Here is a 15,785-nt window from a genome sequence, read left to right as displayed (position 1 = left end):
GGGACGGGGAGCGGGAAGCCCCTTCTTTTAAGGGAACGTAGGCGGTAAGGAGAACGGAGGGCAAGTGGATGATCACGGAAAGGGACGTGGAATACGTGGCTTGGCTGGCCCGCCTGGAGCTGACCGCCGAGGAGAAGGAACGGTTCGCCAGGCAGCTCGGGCAGGTGCTGGAGCACGCGGAGAAGATAAAATCGCTTGACACCTCGGACGTAGAGCCCACCTCCCACGTGGTCCCCCTGCGCAACGTCATGCGGGAGGACGTCGTGGAGCCGGGGCTGACGCAGGAGGAGGCCCTCTCCAACGCTCCCCGTCGCCAAGGAGGGTACTTCGCCGTGCCCAGGATCATCTGAGGTGGTGGAGAGGCCGGTGAGCCCCATCCTGCTCCTCGCCACCGCCGTGGTCCTGGCGGGAATCGCGGTCTGGTTCCGCATCCGGAGTGGAATCAAGGGGGAGACCGGTCTCTGGTTCCTCCTCTGGCTCCTGGCCGCCGCCCTGTCCGCGATATCCTCCGCCGTCTCCTGGTGGGTGGAGGACCGGACGGTCAGCCTGTCGTTCTCTCAGGCCACCTCGGTGCTGGTGCTTTCGAGCTCCTTCTTCGTCTTCCTCTTCGCGCGTTCCTTCAGCCGGAACGTGGATTACAGGGCCTATTTCTGGTCCCTCCCCCTGCAGCTGTCCGCGGCCGCCGTGCTGGCCAACGGGGAGGACATGCTCTGCCGGAGGAGCAAGGCGTGGATCCCGGACAACTCATCTCCGGCGACATGGATCGTGGCCGCCGCGCTCCTCCTCTATTCCCTTCTGGCCATCTATCACATCGCCGCCCTCCTGAGGGAACTGCGCCGTGAGGGCCACCGCCGGGAGACCCAGAGGATGGGTATCATACTGGCCGCGCTGCTCATCCTCTTCTACGCCAACGTCTTGGGGGGCGTGCTGGGGGCGCAGGGGTGGTGGGAAGCCCGTGTCCCGCTTGTGGAGCTGGCCAGCCTCGTGGGTGCCCTGGTACTGGCCTGGGGGGTGGCGGGTAGGTGGTGGGGCCGGGAGGACCTCGGCCGAGAAACGGGATAGGAGGGAAGGGCCGTGGGGGGAACCACAGGAGCGGCGCGTCCATCCGCCGCTCCGAGGAGAGCGCGGAATCGGGTGGGAAGCGCTCTGGCCACAGGATACGTTTACGGGTTCCATGACGCGTGAGAACGGAGGTCGCGGAATAGATGGTAGAGCTGTACGAAGCCCGGGCCTGGGAGCTGAGGGAGATGCTCCGACGCAGGGAGGTCTCCGCCGTGGAGATCCTCCGCGCGGTGCGGGAACGGGTTCGGGAAGTGGAGGAGCGCGTGCGCTCCTACATCACGCTGACCCTCGACGAGGCGGAGAGGGCGGCTCTGGAGGCGGATGCCGCCCTTGCCGAGGGACGGGATCCGGGCCCGGCGGCTGGGATACCCATGGCGGTTAAGGACGTGCTCTGCACGCGGGGCATACTCACCACCTGCGGGTCGCGCATCCTGGAGAACTACGTCCCGGTTTATGACGCCACGGTCATCGGCCGTCTGCGCCGTGACGGCCTCACCATGGTGGGCAAGGCGAACATGGACGAGTTCGCCATGGGTTCCTCCACGGAGAACTCCGCCTTCGGCCCCACCCGCAACCCCTGGGACCTGGAGAGGGTGCCCGGCGGTTCCAGCGGCGGATCGGCGGCGGCAGTGGCCGCCGGGGAGGCCATCTGGGCCCTGGGCTCGGATACCGGCGGCTCCATCCGCCAGCCGGCCTCCTTCTGCGGGCTGGTGGGGCTGAAGCCGACCTACGGGTTGGTATCCAGATTCGGGCTAGTGGCCTTCGCTTCCTCCCTGGACCAGGTAGGGCCCATAACCCGTGACGTGCGGGACTGCGCGTTGCTCCTCTCCCTCATCGCCGGGCACGACCCGCGGGACTCCACCTCCCTGCAAGTGGAGGTCCCCGATTACCTCAAGGCCATGGAGGGAGGCATCGAGGGAATGCGGGTCGGGGTGCCCAGAGAGCTCATGCAGGAGGGCCTCACGCCGGGAGTGAGGGAATGCATGGAGCGCTGCCTGGCCATCTTCCAGGAACTGGGAGCGGAGGTGGAGGAGGCCGGGCTGCCTCACCTGGACTACGCTCTGAGCGCCTATTACATCATCGCTCCCGCCGAGGCCAGTTCCAACCTGGCGCGTTACGACGGGGTGCGCTACGGGCTGAGGGTCGAAGGGGAGGACATGTTGGAGATGTACGGAAAGACCCGGGCCCGGGGCTTCGGGGCCGAGGTGAAGAGGCGCATCATGCTGGGGACCTACGCCCTTTCCGCAGGGTATTACGAGGCCTATTACGGACAGGCCCAGAAGGTGCGTACCCTCATCCTGGGGGATTTCCGGAAGGCCTTCGAGCGCTACGACGTCCTGGTTAGCCCCACCTCGCCCACGCCGGCCTTCCGGCTGGGGGAGAAGGTGGAGGACCCGCTGGCCATGTACCTCTCCGACGTGTGCACCATACCGGTGAACCTGGCGGGCATCCCCGCGGTGAGCATCCCCTGCGGCCTGGAGGACGGGCTGCCCGTGGGCCTGCAGATAATGGGCAAGGTGCTGGACGAGGCCACCCTGCTCCGCGTGGCTCGGGCCATGGAGGAGGCCATAGGTTTCCGGGAGAGGCCCCCGGCGGGAAGGGGGGTGGGGTGATGGGCGGATACGAGGCGGTCATCGGCCTGGAGATCCACGCCGAACTGAAGACGCGCTCCAAGATGTTCTGCTCCTGCGACGCCTCCTTCGGCGGGGAACCCAACACCAAGACCTGCCCGGTGTGCCTCGGCCTTCCGGGCGTCCTGCCGGTGCTCAACCGAAGGGCGGTGGAACTGGCCGTGCGCCTGGCTCTGGCCCTAAACTGCCGGATAGCCGAGAGGTGCATCTTTCACCGCAAGAATTACTTCTATCCCGACATGCCCAAGAATTACCAGATATCCCAGTACGACCTTCCCCTGGGCGTCGGCGGGTACCTGGACCTGGAGACGGAGGAGGGGGCCTTCCGGGTGGGGATCACCCGGGTGCACATGGAGGAGGATACCGGGAAGACGGTGCACGCCAGCGAGAGCGGCCGTATCCACGGCTCGGAGTACAGCCTGGAGGACTTCAACCGCGCCGGGGTGCCCCTTTTGGAGATCGTCACTGAGCCGGACATCCGCACCCCGGAGCAGGCCCGCCTCTTCATGCAGGAGCTGAAGAGCATCATGGAACACCTCGAGGTATCCGACTGCAAGATGGAGGAAGGGAGCCTGCGCTGCGACGCCAACGTCTCCCTCCGGCCCAGGGGCTCCTCAGAGCTGGGGGTCAAGACGGAGATAAAGAACATGAATTCCTTCCGCGCCCTCTACCGGGCCCTGGACTACGAGATAGCGCGGCAGAGGGAGGTACTGGAAACCGGAGGGGAGATAGTCCAGGAAACCCGCCACTGGGACGCGGACGCCAACGTGACCACTCCCCTGCGCACCAAGGAGTACGCCTACGACTACCGCTACTTCCCGGAACCCGACCTCGTGCCCCTCGAGCTGGACCGGAGCTTCATCGAGGAGGTCCGGTCGTCCCTCCCGGAGCTGCCGGCGGAGAGGAGGCGGCGTTTTAGGGAGGAATACGGGCTGCCCGCCCACGACGCCGTCCTGCTCACCTCCTCCAAGGCCATGGGGGATTACTTCGAGGCCGCCGTGGCCGCCGGTGCGCCGCCCAAGGCGGTGAGCAACTGGATGATGGGGGAGATCTCCGCTTTCCTCAACGCGAGGGGGCTGGAGGTGAACGACCTCAAGGTGACCCCGCAGCGGCTGGCGGAACTGGTCGCCCTGGTGGAGAAGGGCACGGTGAGCGTGACCATGGCCAAGGCGGTGCTGGAGGAGATGCTGGAGAGCGGCCGTCCTCCCCTGGAAGTGGTGGAGGAGAGGGGCATGGCCCAGATAAGCGACCGCGGGGAACTGGAACGCCTGGTGGAGGAAGTGCTGGAAGAAAATCCCAAGGTGGTCGAGGATTACCGGAAGGGCAAAGGGAAGGCCCTGGGATTCCTGGTGGGGCAGGTCATGCGCCGGACGGGGGGGCGGGCCAACCCGCAACTGGTGAACGAGATACTGGCCGCCAGGCTCAACGAGGGAGGTTGACCGGCAGCACGGCGGCACATACGGAAGCGGGGCGACCTGTCGCACGATGCCGTGTTACCCGGGGACCGCGTGCCATGCGGCGGTAGGTAAGCCCGCACATGTACGGAGCGGTAGAGAGGGCTCCCTCCCCACAGGGTCTCGGCAAGGGGGGATCGGTATCCGAGGTTGGGGAGGACGGTGAACGCACCCCTCGATAAGCGGAGGAGATGTGGGATTGGAAGACGTAAGACGCTGTCCGCGCTGCGGGAAGGAAGCACGGGAAGGGGCATCCTTCTGCGTGGCCTGCGGTGCCGGCCTCAGACCGAAGGAGGGAGATGAGGCGGCGGAAGACCATGGGCGCGTAGCGGCGGAGGCTGAAAGGGCTCCGTCGCCGCCTCCCCGCCCCCCGGAGGTTGAGCCGGTGAAAGTTCCGGCCCCCCGGGGGAGGAAGCGGCTGGCTGTGGTTCTTGGAGTCGCCGGGGCAGTCTTGATGGCGGCGGGAGCCGTGGTCCTGACCCTTTACCTCACCCTCTGGAGGGGAGGGGAGGGCGGGGTCGAGGACCCGGTATCCCTGGCCCGCAAGTACATGCGAGCTTTGGAGGAAAAGGACGTAGAGTCCTATCTCGATTGCTTCGCCGAGAAAGACCTCTCCACAGGGGACAACGTCATGCTGGAGAACCTGGGCCTCGACCCTCGAGACGTGCTGGGAATGGCTTTCCGGATCATGGAAGCGGATTTCCGCGGCGTCGCCCTCCGGCTGGAGCATGAGTACGACGGCCGGGCCTCTGTGCTCACCACCTCCGGGACCCTGACCATATCCTTTTTCGGGGTGGAGGAGGAGAGGGACCTGGGCAGGGAACCCCTGCGTTTCGACATGAAGCGGGAGGGAGGTAGGTGGTACCTCACGGACGACCCGATGCCCAGTCCGGCCATGCCCGAGTCCTTCCGTGGCCCGGAAGACTGGGAGACGGATCTCCAGGGCTTCGGCCTCCCCGACCACTGGAAGGAATTTCCTGGAAGAGAGGACCTCGAGAAACTGCGGGAATGGTGGCGGGAGATGCAGGAAAGGCTGGAGGAGGAGATTCCCGGGGACACCGCTGTCTGAGCCCGCCGAAAGCGGTCGCCGTCCGGGAAACGCCGCGGCGCCGCTGTTTATCTCTTCCGCCCGCAGCCGATGTCATCTCTTCCGCCGGCAGCCGATGGAGGGATGGAAAGAAAGCGGGGCATTGCCCCGCTTTCCGATGCTCTGCCTTTAAAACCTTTTGATCCGACCGGCCGGAGTCCAACGGCGGGAACGCCCGGCGTTCGACCGGCCGTGTCGGGCCAACGGTTCAGCCTTCCTCGGAGACCAGCTTCTCGTAGGCCGCGGCGTCCAGGAGGTCGTCCACCCCGGAAGGATCGCCGAGCTTCACCTTGACCATCCAGCCCGCGCCGTAGCAGTCCTCGTTGATGATCTCCGGAGCCTCAACCACTTCCTGATTGACCTCCTCGATGACCCCGTTCACCGGGCTGTAGACATCGGACACCGACTTCACCGACTCGATCTCCGCGTAGGGCTCGCCGGCCTTGACCTCCGTGCCCACTTCGGGGAGCTCGAGGAAGACGATCTCGCCCAGCTGGTCCTGGGCGTAGTAGGTGATGCCCAGGGTGGCCATATCGCCCTCGATCCTGGCCCAGGCGTGCTCGGGATGGTACTTCAGATCCTCCGGGTACATCAGTTTTCACCTCCAGTCCTTTCCGTCACGACGATGCAATCATATCCCAACCCTCTTCCGGGCGCCACATCTTTTTGGCGTGGATGTGCGTTCAAGCCCGGAAAGGGAGGTCATCCACTTGCGCCCTGCGGACCTCCGGACTATTCGCGCAATGCCGGGCTTCCGGTGCTCCGGTAAGGGTTCCCACCGGAGGCGCTCCGCGGCACTGCGGTTCGCGGGTGCCTCCCCCGGCCGCCGCTCGGCTTACTTGCGGGCGGGAGCGGCATGGATGGCCCGCTCGTGGGCCGCCTCCGCCGCCTCCATGATGGCTTCGGCCAGGCTGGGATGGGCGTGTACCGTGCGCCCCATAGCCTCGGCGGTGACCCCCATGCGTATGGCCAGGGCGACCTCGTGGATGAGGTCCGAGGCGTGGGGTCCCATTATCTGGCAACCGAGCACCTTGTCCGTGGAAGCCTCCACAACCAGCTGGACGAAACCCTGTCCCTTTCCCATGGCCAGGGCCTTACCCAGCCCGCCGAACATGAAGCGCCCTATGCGCGTCTCGATGCCCCGCTCCTCGGCCTTGGCCGGGGTCAAGCCCACGCTGGCGATCTCCGGCTCGGTGAAGATGCAGGCCGGGACGACGTCATAGTCCATCCTGGAGTCCAGCCCCATGGCGTTCTCCGCGGCGCACATGCCCTCGAAGGAGGCCACGTGGGCCAGGAGTATGCCTCCCACCACGTCGCCGATGGCGTAGACGCCGGGGACGCTGGTCTCCATGCGCTCGTTGACCACGATCTCGCCCCTCTTGCCCAGCTCCACGCCGATCTCCTCCAGGCCCAGGCCGGAGGAGTTCAGGGAACGGCCGATGGAGACCAGGAGCTTCTCCGCCTCCAGGACGTCGCCGGTGGAGAGCCGGGCCTTGACCCCGTCGGGACGGTATTCCACCATCTCCTCGATGGTCACCTCGGTGAGTATCTCGATGCCCTTCTTGTTGAGGATACGCTTCATCTGCTGGGAGATGCGCTCGTCCTCGGTGGGCAGGATGCGGGGCATGAGCTCCACCATGGTCACCTTGGTCCCCAGGGCGTTGTAGATGGTGGCGAACTCCGAACCCACCACCCCGCTGCCCACGATGATCAGGGACTTGGGTATCTCGGTGAGCTCCAGGCCCTCCGTGGAGGTGAGGATGGCCGGCTGGTCGAAATCGAAGGTGGGAAGCCGGGCGGGCTCCGAGCCGGTGGCGATGATCACCTTCTCCGTCTCGATGACCTTCTCCCCATCCTCGGACTCCACGACGACCCGGTTGGAGGAGGCGAGCCTTCCGGTGCCCTTGACCACCTCCACCTTGTTGGCCTTGAGCAACTGGGCGATGCCGTTGCGCAGCTGGGCGCTGACCTTGTCCTTGCGCTCCACCATGGCCTTGAGGTCGGGAACGGGCTCGCCGACCTTGACCCCGTACTCGTGGGCCTCCTTTATGGTCTCCACCACTTCGGCGCAGGCCAGCATGGCCTTGGTGGGAATACACCCCCGGTTGAGGCAGGTCCCTCCCAGTAGGTCCTTCTCCACCAGGACCACGCCGCTTCCCAGTTGGGCCGCCCGGATGGCCGCCACGTAGCCTCCGGGGCCTCCGCCGATGATCACCAGTCTGGCCTGTTGCTTTTCGGCTGCCATGACCTCCTCCTTCGGACCTTGTTCCGGCTGACGGGAAACGTCTCTTACCGCGATGTGCGCCGCGTTGGCGTCCGGGCGCGCGTCCAAGCTATTTTATCACGGCGAAAAGGAAGAATGGCCATGTCGTGCGACCCGCGAACCCCCCTCCACGGCTGCGGGGAGAAGCCGAAAGGCCGGTTTCGCCGCACGGCGGGGTTGGGATGGGACCCGCTACGCGGGTGGACGATGCGGTGGATGAGATATTTGGAGCACGTAGCGTTCCAGTCTTTTGAATATTTGGAGCACGTAGCCTTCCAGCCTTTTGACCGGGCACCTGCGATCCCGCTCCCGCGACCTCCCCTATCAAATGCCCGTGCGACTCGCTGCGCCGTGCTTGCCGCATGTGGGGAAGGAGGCAAAGCGGAGAAAAAAGACCGGCAGGGCGTCTTGATGTCCGGTTTCCGGGTTTGAAGGCCCCTTTTCCGGTCTTGGAGGAAAGGTGAGGCGCCAGGGCCCAAGCCCTCTTCCAGAGGGATACCCTGGGAATGGATGGCGGTTTTCTGACCCGCCGCCGACGGACCCGGGATATGTCGAAAAGCGCCCGGAAACGAGCTCTTGGCAAAGAGAAGCCCTTCGTGAATAATGTTGGGGAGCGCCCCGTGACCCTACGGGGCGGCTAGAGGAAGTAAGAGACCGGAGGACGCGAGGATGGGTCTCACCATCGCCGAGAAGATCTTCTCCGCCCACCTGGGGCGAGAGGTCCGCGCCGGGGAGCTGGTGGTGGCCGAGGTGGACTTCATGATGGGCCAGGACGGCACGTCGCCACTGGCCATACAGGCATTTCAGGAGATGGGGGGCCGCCGGGTACGCCATCCGTCCCGGGTGGCGCTGGTCATCGACCACAGCGCCCCCAGCCCACTGGAAGGAGTTTCCAACCTGCACGCCATGATGCGCAGGTTCGCCGCCGAACAGGGGGTGGGGCTCTACGACGTGGGGTGCGGGGTATGCCACTGCCTCCTCCCGGAGCAGGGGCACGTGGTCCCGGGGGATATAGTGGTGGGCGCGGATTCCCATACCACCACCTACGGGGCCATAAACGTCTTCTCCACCGGAGTGGGCTCCACGGACCTGGCCGCGGCCATGCTCACCGGCAGTCTTTGGTTCAAGGTGCCCGAGACCCTCAGGCTTGAGCTGCGGGGAACCCTGGGCCCCGGTGTGTATTCCAAGGACGTGGCCCTCTTTCTGGCCGGAAGGCTCACCGCCGACGGGGCCACCTACCTGGCGGTGGAGTACGGGGGCGAGGTGATCTCTGCCCTCTCCGTGGAGGCCCGCTTCACCATCTCCAACATGGCCGTGGAGATGGGAGCCAAAGCGGGGCTCATGGAGGCGGACGAGAAGGCCATGAGATGGCTCTCCGGGAGGGCTTCCCGGACCCCCCGCCCAGCGTCACCCGACCCCGACGCCTCCTACCGCGAGGTGCTGGAGTTCGACCTCTCGGACCTCGGCCCCCAGGTCGCGGTGCCTCACCGGGTGGACGACGTGAGGCCGGTGGAGGAGCTGGAAGGCCTGCCCATCCAGGAGGCGGTCATCGGGACCTGCACCAACGGGAGGCTGGAGGACCTCGAGGAGGCGGCGCGCATCCTGGCCGGGAGGAGGGTGAGTCCGGAGGTCCGCCTGGTGGTGGCCCCGGCGTCGCGCCAGGTGCTCCTGAGGGCCATGGAGAGGGGCATCATCCAGAGGCTGGTGGAGGCGGGGGCGGCCCTGGTGACCCCCGGATGCGGTCCCTGCGTGGGGACCCATAACGGGGTGCCCGCCGACGGAGAGAACGTCATCTCCACCGCCAACCGCAACTTCAAGGGCCGCATGGGGAACGCCAACGCCTTCATCTACCTGGCCAGCCCGGCCACCGTGGCCGCCAGCGCCGTGGCGGGAAAGATAACCGACCCCCGGCGCATGCTGTGAGGAGAGGAGCGGACATCTGGAGATGGCGGAGAACATGGTCTTGAGGGGAAGGGCTCACGTCTTCGGGGATGACGTGAACACCGACTACATCATCTCCGGCAAGTACAAGTTCAAGACCCTGGACATGGACGAGCTGGCCCGCCACTGCATGGAGGACCTGGACCCGGAATTCGTGAGCAAGGTGCGCCCCGGCGATCTCATCGTCGCCGGGGGGAATTTCGGGTGCGGCTCCTCTCGGGAGCAGGCCCCCCTGGTCATAAAACATGCCGGGGTGGCAGCGGTGCTGGCCCGTTCCTTCGCCCGGATATTCTTCCGCAACGCCATCAACAAGGGATTGCCGGTGGTGGAGTGCGACACCTCGGGAATCCGGGACGGTGACGAGCTGGAGGTGGACTTGGGCGGGGGCCGGGTGGTGAACCTCACGCGGGGGACCACCCTGGACATCGTGCCCCTGCCTCCGGTGATGATGGATATTTTAAGGGAGGGCGGGCTGACCTCTTATCTGAGGAGGCACGGCGGTTTCCGCCTATGAGAAGGCGCCCCGGGGCTTGCGGCGGAGAGGCGGAAAGGAGCCCCTCTCCCGGGCGCAACGTTCGGCATCGCAGCGTCGGAGCGGCGCATGGGCTGTATGGACTTCCGGCCGGCCGGCCGGTTGGGGAACGGAGGTAGGGTATGGCTAGAAGGGTGACCCTCATCCCCGGCGACGGGGTGGGACCGGAGATAGTGGAAGCCTGCCGGAGGGTCATCGAGGCCGCCGGGGTCTCCATCGATTGGGATGTCCAGGAAGCGGGCGCGGGAGTTATGGAAAAATATGGCACACCACTCCCGACCCACGTGCTGGACTCCATCCGGGCCAATGGGGTAGCCCTTAAAGGGCCTATCACCACCCCGGTAGGCTCAGGGTTCCGCAGCATAAACGTGGCCCTGCGCCAGGAGCTGGACCTCTATGTCAACCTGAGGCCGGCCCGCAGCATGGAAGGTGTTCGCTCTCCTTATAGGGATATAGACCTGGTGGTGGTGAGGGAGAACACGGAGGACCTCTACGCCGGGATAGAGCGAAAGGTGGACGAGGACACGGCGGAGAGCGTCAAGCTCATAACCCGCCGGGCCTCGGAGCGCATCTGCCGTTTCGCCTTCGAGTACGCCCGGCGCGAGGGGCGGCGCAAGGTAACCGCCGTGCACAAGGCCAACATCCTCAAATTCACCGACGGCCTCTTCCTGGAGACGGCCCGGGCCGTGGCCGCCGAGTACCCGGACATCGAGTTCGAGGACCGCATCGTGGACAACATGGCCATGCAGCTGGTGCAGAAACCGCACATCTACGACGTGCTGGTGATGCCCAACCTGTACGGGGACATCATCTCCGACCTCTGCGCCGGGCTGGTGGGGGGGCTGGGCGTGGCTCCCAGCGCCAACATCGGGGACGAGATACAGGTCTTCGAGCCGGTGCACGGAAGCGCCCCCAAGTACACGGGCATGAACAAGGTCAATCCCACGGCGCAGATCCTCTCCGGGGTGCTCATGCTCCGCCACATAGGGGAGGCGGAGGCCGCGGAACGGATCTACCGAGCGGTGGCCGAGGTCATCCGGGAGGGGAAAAGGGTCACCTACGACCTGGGAGGGGACGCCGGCACCTCGGAGATGGCCGACGCCATCATCGAGAGGCTGTGAGGCGGCGCGGCGAACGGTGTCCTTCCCGGACCCTGAAGAGCCTTCCAAAAAGGAACGATGGCCTCCCCGAGGACGGAAACGCCGCTGCGGCCACTAGAGAACTTACCCGGGAAGGTTCCGTCCGAATCCACGGATGGGGAACACTTCTTCTGCCACACTGCGACGTCTGCGGCTCCGAGTCAAGGCCCCGACCTTTCGGAAGGCGCTCCAGGGTTGGTTGAGGCTCGGGAGCACCCCTCCCTATAGCCTCCTTATATATACCGGCGGAAAAAGCTGGTCGGCCGAGGCTGCCGTATCGTCCCGGCAGGCGCTTTCGGGTTATTGACATATAGAGACACAGAGAGTACCACCCCGTCATTCCGAAGGAGCAAGCGTACGGGACGATAGTGGCGATCCCACGATGTTCGACCCCCAAGGCATGTTGCAGCTCTTGGCCCGGGATACAAAGGGCGTTTTATACCTTGACGGTTTCCCGCAATATCTAAATAATACAAAGAACAACCACTTTTACGTGGACTCGCGATATTTTTACCTTCTTTCCGGAGGAAAACCTTGGAACTCAGGAGCCAAGCCGTAAAGAAAGGCCTATCCAGGGCTCCCCACCGGTCGTTGCTCAAGGCCGACGGGTTCATCGACCGGGAGATAGACCAGCCCTGGGTGGGCGTGGCCTGCGCCGCCAACGAGGTGGTGCCCGGGCACCTGCACCTGCAACAGGTGGCCGAGGCGGTGAAGGCCGGGGTGCGCATGGGCGGGGGCACCCCCGTGCAGTTCGGGGTAATCGGCATATGCGATGGCATTGCCATGGGGCACGCGGGCATGCGCTACTCTCTCCCCTCGCGGGAGGTCATCGCCGACAGCATCGAGCTCATGGTCCAGGCGCACGCCTTCGACGCCCTGGTGCTCATCCCCAACTGTGACAAGATCGTGCCCGGCATGCTCGTGGCCGCGGCGCGCCTCAACCTGCCCACCGTGGTGGTCAGCGGGGGGCCCATGCTGGCCGGGAGACACGCCGGGAGGGATGTGGATTTCATCACCGTGATGGAGGCCCAGGGGGCGGTGGAGGCGGGGCTCATGGACCCCGAGGAGCTGGCCTGCCTGGAGGAGGCGGCCTGCCCCGGGTGCGGGAGCTGCGCCGGACTCTTCACCGCCAACTCCATGAACTGCCTGACCGAGGCGGTGGGGCTGGGGCTTCCCGGGAACGGGACCGTGCCCGCTCCCCACGCCCGCCGCATACGCCTGGCCAAGGAGGCCGGCTTGGCGGTCATGGATATGCTGCGCAAGGACAGGCGTCCCCTGGATATAATTACCAAATCCTCCCTGCGCAACGCCCTGGCCGTGGACATGGCCATCGGAGGCTCCTCCAACACCATCCTGCACCTCCTGGCCCTGGCCTACGAGGCGGGAGTGGACATGGATCTGCGGGAGATCCAGGAAGTGTGCGATGCCGTTCCCAACCTGGCGCGCATAAGTCCCGCCGGCGGCGGCCGCCACCACATGCAGGACCTGGACGAGGCGGGGGGCATCCCCGCGGTGATGGGGGAGCTCCTGAAGAAAGGGCTCATCGACCCCGAGGTGCCCTGCGTGGCCGCCGACCGGCTGGGGGACATCCTGGAGGGGAAGGGAACCCTGAACCCGGAGGTCATCCGGCCGGTGGAAGATCCTTACATGCCCACGGGAGGGCTGGCCATCCTGTGGGGGAACCTGGCCCCGGAGGGAGCGGTGATCAAGCAGTCCGCGGTGCCCGACAACCTGCTGCGCCACCGCGGTCCGGCCAGGGTGTTCGACGTCGAGGAGGAGGCCGTGGAGGCCATGCGCTCGGGACGCATAAAAGAGGGCGACGTGGTGGTCATCCGTTACGAGGGGCCGCGAGGAGGGCCGGGGATGCGTGAGATGCTCAACCCCACCGCCACCCTGGCGGGGATGGGCCTCTCGGAGAAGGTGGTCCTGGTGACCGACGGCCGGTTCTCCGGTGGGACGCGCGGCGCCGCGGTGGGGCACGTGTCTCCCGAGGCCGCCCAGGGGGGGCCTATCGCCCTGGTCCAGGAGGGAGACCTCATAGAGCTGGACGTCCTCGCGCGCACCATCCGGCTGGAGGTGCCCGAGGAGGTGCTCCGGGAGCGGCGGAGGGCCTGGAGTCCGCCGGAGCCGCGCATCCGGGAGGGATACCTGGCGGAATACGCGCGCCGGGTCTCCAGTGCCAGCCGGGGCGCCGTACGGTTGATTGATTGAAGGGCACCAAAGGGGTTCTGTAAATAATTACCATTAGGTGACGCAACCAGGGGTGGCGGGGAAGACTGGGTACGGGGATGGAGGGGCCCGGGAGAGGCGCAAGGGCGCGAGCATGGCCAGGAAAGGAAAAGGGCGCGGGACGCGCGTAAGAGCTGGAAGGGTCATAAGGCCTACGGGAAGGTGATGCAGTTGAAGATGACCGGGGCTCAGGCTTTGGTGCGCTCCCTGGAAGAGGAGGGCGTGGAGATCCTCTTCGGGATACCCGGAGGGGTCCTGCTCCCCGTCTTCGACGTGCTCTACGATTCCCCCATCCGCAAAGTGCTGACCAGGCACGAGCAGGGAGCCGCCCATGCCGCCGACGGTTACGCCCGGGCCACGGGCCGGGTGGGGGTGTGCATGGCCACCTCGGGCCCCGGGGCCACCAACCTGGTCACCGGGATCGCCAACGCCTACATGGATTCCATCCCCCTGGTGGCCATAACCGGGCAGGTGGCCACCAATCTCATCGGCACCGACGCCTTCCAGGAGGCGGACACCACGGGCATCACCATGCCCATCGTAAAACATAACTACCTGGTCAAGGACCCGGCGGACATCCCCGACGTGGTCCAGGAGGCCTTCTACATCGCCCGCACGGGCCGGCCGGGGCCGGTGCTCATCGACCTCCCGGTGGACGTCTCGCGGGGGGAGCTGCAGTACCGCCGCCGGGAGCACCCGGTGCTTCCAGGCTACAAACCCACCCTCAAGGGGCACAAGAAGCAGATACGCATGGCCGCCCGGGCCATACTGGAGGCGCGCAACCCGGTGATCTACGCCGGCGGCGGGGTTATCACCTCCGGTGCCTCCGCGGAGCTCCGGAAGTTGGCCGAGGAGAACGGCATCCCCGTGACCCACACCCTCATGGGCAAGGGGGCCTTTCCGGAGAGCCACCCCCTGTCCATGGGCATGCTGGGCATGCATGGCACGCGCTGCGCCAATTACGCCATGTGCGAAGCGGACCTGATCGTCGCCGTGGGGGCCCGCTTCGACGACCGCATAACCGGGAAGCTCTCCGAGTTCGCCCCCAAGGCCCGGGTCATACACATCGACGTGGACCCGGCGGAGATAGGGAAGAACGTGCGGGCCCACATCCCCATCGTGGGGGACGCCAGACAGGTGCTCAAGGACCTCAATGCCGCCATCCGAGAGATGCGTTCCGAGGTGCGGACGCCGGACCGCTCGGAGTGGAACGCCCTCATCGAGGGGTGGAAGAAGAAGTACCCCCTGAACTACGACCGGGACTCCGGGACCCTCAAGCCGCAGTACGTGGTGGAGAGGATACACGCCCTGACCCGGGGAGAGGCCATCGTGTGCACCGAGGTGGGGCAGAACCAGATGTGGGCCGCCCAGTATTACAAGGTGGAGAGCCCCAGGCGTTTCATCTCCTCGGGAGGGCTGGGGACCATGGGTTTCGGCCTCCCGGCCTCCATAGGCGCCCAGCTCGGGAGGCCCGGCGAGGTGGTCTTCGACATCGCCGGGGACGGGAGCGTGCAGATGACCATCCAGGAGCTGGCCACGGCGGTGCTCGAGGGCGCGCCGGTGAAGGTGGCCATCCTCAACAACGGGTATCTGGGGATGGTCCGCCAGTGGCAGCAGCTCTTCTATCACGGCAAATATTCATGTTCCTGCCTGGAGAGGGAGCGGACCCCGGACTTCGTGCTCCTGGCCGAGGCCTACGGTGCCAAGGGGATCCGGGTCAAGGATCCCGAGATGGTGGATCAGGCCATCCTGGAGGCCCTGGAGACGCCCTGCCCGGTGCTCATCGATTTCTGGGTGGACCCGGAAGAGAACGTCTATCCCATGGTGGCGCCGGGGGCTCCCCTCTACGACATGATCGGGGACCTGCTCTACCCGGTGGAGAAGGTTCACCCGGAGAAGGCCGAGGAGCCCTTCCTGTGAGGCGGCGAGGGGAGGCTTAGGCGATGAAACACACCTTGTCCGTGCTGGTGGAGAACAAGCCCGGGGTACTGGCCAGGGTCGCGGAGCTCTTCGCCCGCCGCGGCTTCAACATCGACAGCCTGGCGGTGGGGACCACGGACCGGCCGGATATCTCCCGCATGACCATCGTGGTGGACGTGGCGGAGCACTCCCTGGAGCAGGTCCGCAAGCAGCTGCACAAGCTCATCAACGTCATCGAGATAGTGGACCTGGACCCCGAGACCTCCGTGGCCCGGGAGCTGGTGCTGGCCAAGGTGAAGGTGGACAAGGACACCCGGTCCGAGGTCATCGAGATCGTGGACATCTTCCGGGGGAACATAGTGGACGTCTCCCCGGAGAGCATCATCGTGGAGGTGACCGGGAGTTCCCAGAAGCTGCAGGCCTTCGAGGACCTGGTACGCCCCTACGGCATCAAGGAGCTGGTGCGCACGGGCAAGGTGGCCCTGCCCAGGGGAAAGTGAGAGGAGTTCGGAGGACCGGATCGGAGC

Annotated in this window: 13 protein-coding genes and 1 pseudogene; 12 read left to right on the top strand and 2 right to left on the bottom strand. The window is 65.9% G+C overall.

Annotated elements, in window-relative coordinates; translation table 11 throughout:
• Positions 1-68: 68 nt before the first annotated feature.
• The 6 genes and pseudogenes from gatC to H7007_RS11205 all read left to right on the top strand — a co-directional run bounded on the left by gatC (position 69) and on the right by H7007_RS11205 (position 5,216).
• Positions 69-350, top strand: a complete 282-nt coding sequence (gatC, locus tag H7007_RS11225; RefSeq protein ID WP_287155373.1) for an Asp-tRNA(Asn)/Glu-tRNA(Gln) amidotransferase subunit GatC — start codon at positions 69-71, stop codon at positions 348-350.
• A gap of 1 nt (position 351) precedes the next feature.
• Complete coding sequence (locus H7007_RS11220; RefSeq protein WP_287155372.1) at positions 352-1,062, top strand: histidine kinase N-terminal 7TM domain-containing protein; 711 nt, start codon at positions 352-354, stop codon at positions 1,060-1,062.
• 143 nt (positions 1,063-1,205) lie between these two features.
• Positions 1,206-2,675, top strand: coding sequence for an Asp-tRNA(Asn)/Glu-tRNA(Gln) amidotransferase subunit GatA (gene gatA, locus H7007_RS11215; protein WP_287155370.1), 1,470 nt, complete (start codon positions 1,206-1,208; stop codon positions 2,673-2,675).
• Positions 2,675-4,132: an Asp-tRNA(Asn)/Glu-tRNA(Gln) amidotransferase subunit GatB gene (gene gatB, locus H7007_RS11210; RefSeq protein ID WP_287155369.1), complete on the top strand. Its 1,458-nt coding sequence runs from the start codon at positions 2,675-2,677 to the stop codon at positions 4,130-4,132. Before gatA ends, gatB begins: the two co-directional genes overlap by 1 nt.
• Before the next feature lie 208 nt (positions 4,133-4,340).
• Positions 4,341-4,424 (top strand): annotated as a pseudogene (locus H7007_RS13760) (zinc-ribbon domain-containing protein); the annotation flags it as partial.
• Positions 4,425-4,532: 108 nt separating this feature from the next.
• Positions 4,533-5,216 (top strand): hypothetical protein, encoded by a 684-nt coding sequence (locus tag H7007_RS11205; protein ID WP_287155368.1) that lies wholly within the window; start codon positions 4,533-4,535, stop codon positions 5,214-5,216.
• A 226-nt stretch (positions 5,217-5,442) separates the two neighbouring features.
• On the opposite strand, the gene gcvH is transcribed toward H7007_RS11205, so the two are convergent.
• Positions 5,443-5,826 carry a glycine cleavage system protein GcvH gene (gene gcvH / locus H7007_RS11200; RefSeq protein WP_287155367.1) on the bottom strand — a complete coding sequence of 128 codons (384 nt, stop codon included), beginning with the start codon at positions 5,824-5,826 and terminating at the stop codon, positions 5,443-5,445.
• 243 nt (positions 5,827-6,069) lie between these two features.
• A complete protein-coding gene (gene lpdA, locus H7007_RS11195) occupies positions 6,070-7,479 on the bottom strand; it encodes a dihydrolipoyl dehydrogenase (RefSeq protein WP_287155366.1) in 1,410 nt (469 codons plus the stop codon).
• Positions 7,480-8,166: 687 nt separating this feature from the next.
• On the opposite strand from lpdA, the gene H7007_RS11190 reads away from it, so the two are divergent.
• The 6 genes from H7007_RS11190 (at position 8,167) to ilvN (ending at position 15,758) form a co-directional block, all read left to right on the top strand.
• A complete protein-coding gene (locus H7007_RS11190; protein ID WP_287155365.1) occupies positions 8,167-9,420 on the top strand; it encodes a 3-isopropylmalate dehydratase large subunit in 1,254 nt (417 codons plus the stop codon).
• Positions 9,421-9,454: 34 nt separating this feature from the next.
• Complete coding sequence (locus H7007_RS11185; protein WP_350340650.1) at positions 9,455-9,952, top strand: 3-isopropylmalate dehydratase small subunit; 498 nt, start codon at positions 9,455-9,457, stop codon at positions 9,950-9,952.
• Between the two features lie 140 nt (positions 9,953-10,092).
• Entirely contained in the window at positions 10,093-11,091 is a 999-nt protein-coding gene (locus H7007_RS11180; protein ID WP_287155363.1) for an isocitrate/isopropylmalate dehydrogenase family protein, read from the top strand.
• A gap of 552 nt (positions 11,092-11,643) precedes the next feature.
• Entirely contained in the window at positions 11,644-13,320 is a 1,677-nt protein-coding gene (gene ilvD / locus H7007_RS11175) for a dihydroxy-acid dehydratase (protein WP_287155361.1), read from the top strand.
• Positions 13,321-13,515: 195 nt separating this feature from the next.
• Entirely contained in the window at positions 13,516-15,258 is a 1,743-nt protein-coding gene (ilvB, locus tag H7007_RS11170; protein WP_287155463.1) for a biosynthetic-type acetolactate synthase large subunit, read from the top strand.
• 23 nt (positions 15,259-15,281) lie between these two features.
• The gene (ilvN, locus tag H7007_RS11165; RefSeq protein WP_287155360.1) at positions 15,282-15,758 is read left to right on the top strand and encodes an acetolactate synthase small subunit; all 477 of its coding nucleotides are present in this window, start codon (positions 15,282-15,284) and stop codon (positions 15,756-15,758) included.
• The last annotated feature ends 27 nt before the right edge of the window (positions 15,759-15,785 follow it).

Origin of the sequence: Candidatus Solincola tengchongensis, assembly GCF_015711935.1 — a bacterium.
In the GTDB taxonomy this organism is placed as follows: domain Bacteria; phylum Actinomycetota; class Geothermincolia; order Geothermincolales; family RBG-13-55-18; genus Solincola_A; species Solincola_A tengchongensis.
This window is presented reverse-complemented; position numbering and strand designations above follow the sequence as displayed.

Bases quoted from the DNA above. Each gene is read 5' to 3' on its own strand.
- H7007_RS11185 (WP_350340650.1), top strand. From the start codon at position 9,455: ATGGTCTTGAGGGGAAGGGCTCACGTCTTCGGGGATGACGTGAACACC.
- gatA (WP_287155370.1), top strand. From the start codon at position 1,206: ATGGTAGAGCTGTACGAAGCCCGGGCCTGGGAGCTGAGGGAGATGCTC.
- H7007_RS11190 (WP_287155365.1), top strand. From the start codon at position 8,167: ATGGGTCTCACCATCGCCGAGAAGATCTTCTCCGCCCACCTGGGGCGA.
- ilvB (WP_287155463.1), top strand. From the start codon at position 13,516: ATGACCGGGGCTCAGGCTTTGGTGCGCTCCCTGGAAGAGGAGGGCGTG.
- gatB (WP_287155369.1), top strand. From the start codon at position 2,675: ATGGGCGGATACGAGGCGGTCATCGGCCTGGAGATCCACGCCGAACTG.
- ilvN (WP_287155360.1), top strand. From the start codon at position 15,282: ATGAAACACACCTTGTCCGTGCTGGTGGAGAACAAGCCCGGGGTACTG.
- gatC (WP_287155373.1), top strand. From the start codon at position 69: ATGATCACGGAAAGGGACGTGGAATACGTGGCTTGGCTGGCCCGCCTG.
- H7007_RS11180 (WP_287155363.1), top strand. From the start codon at position 10,093: ATGGCTAGAAGGGTGACCCTCATCCCCGGCGACGGGGTGGGACCGGAG.
- gcvH (WP_287155367.1), bottom strand. From the start codon at position 5,826: ATGTACCCGGAGGATCTGAAGTACCATCCCGAGCACGCCTGGGCCAGG.
- lpdA (WP_287155366.1), bottom strand. From the start codon at position 7,479: ATGGCAGCCGAAAAGCAACAGGCCAGACTGGTGATCATCGGCGGAGGC.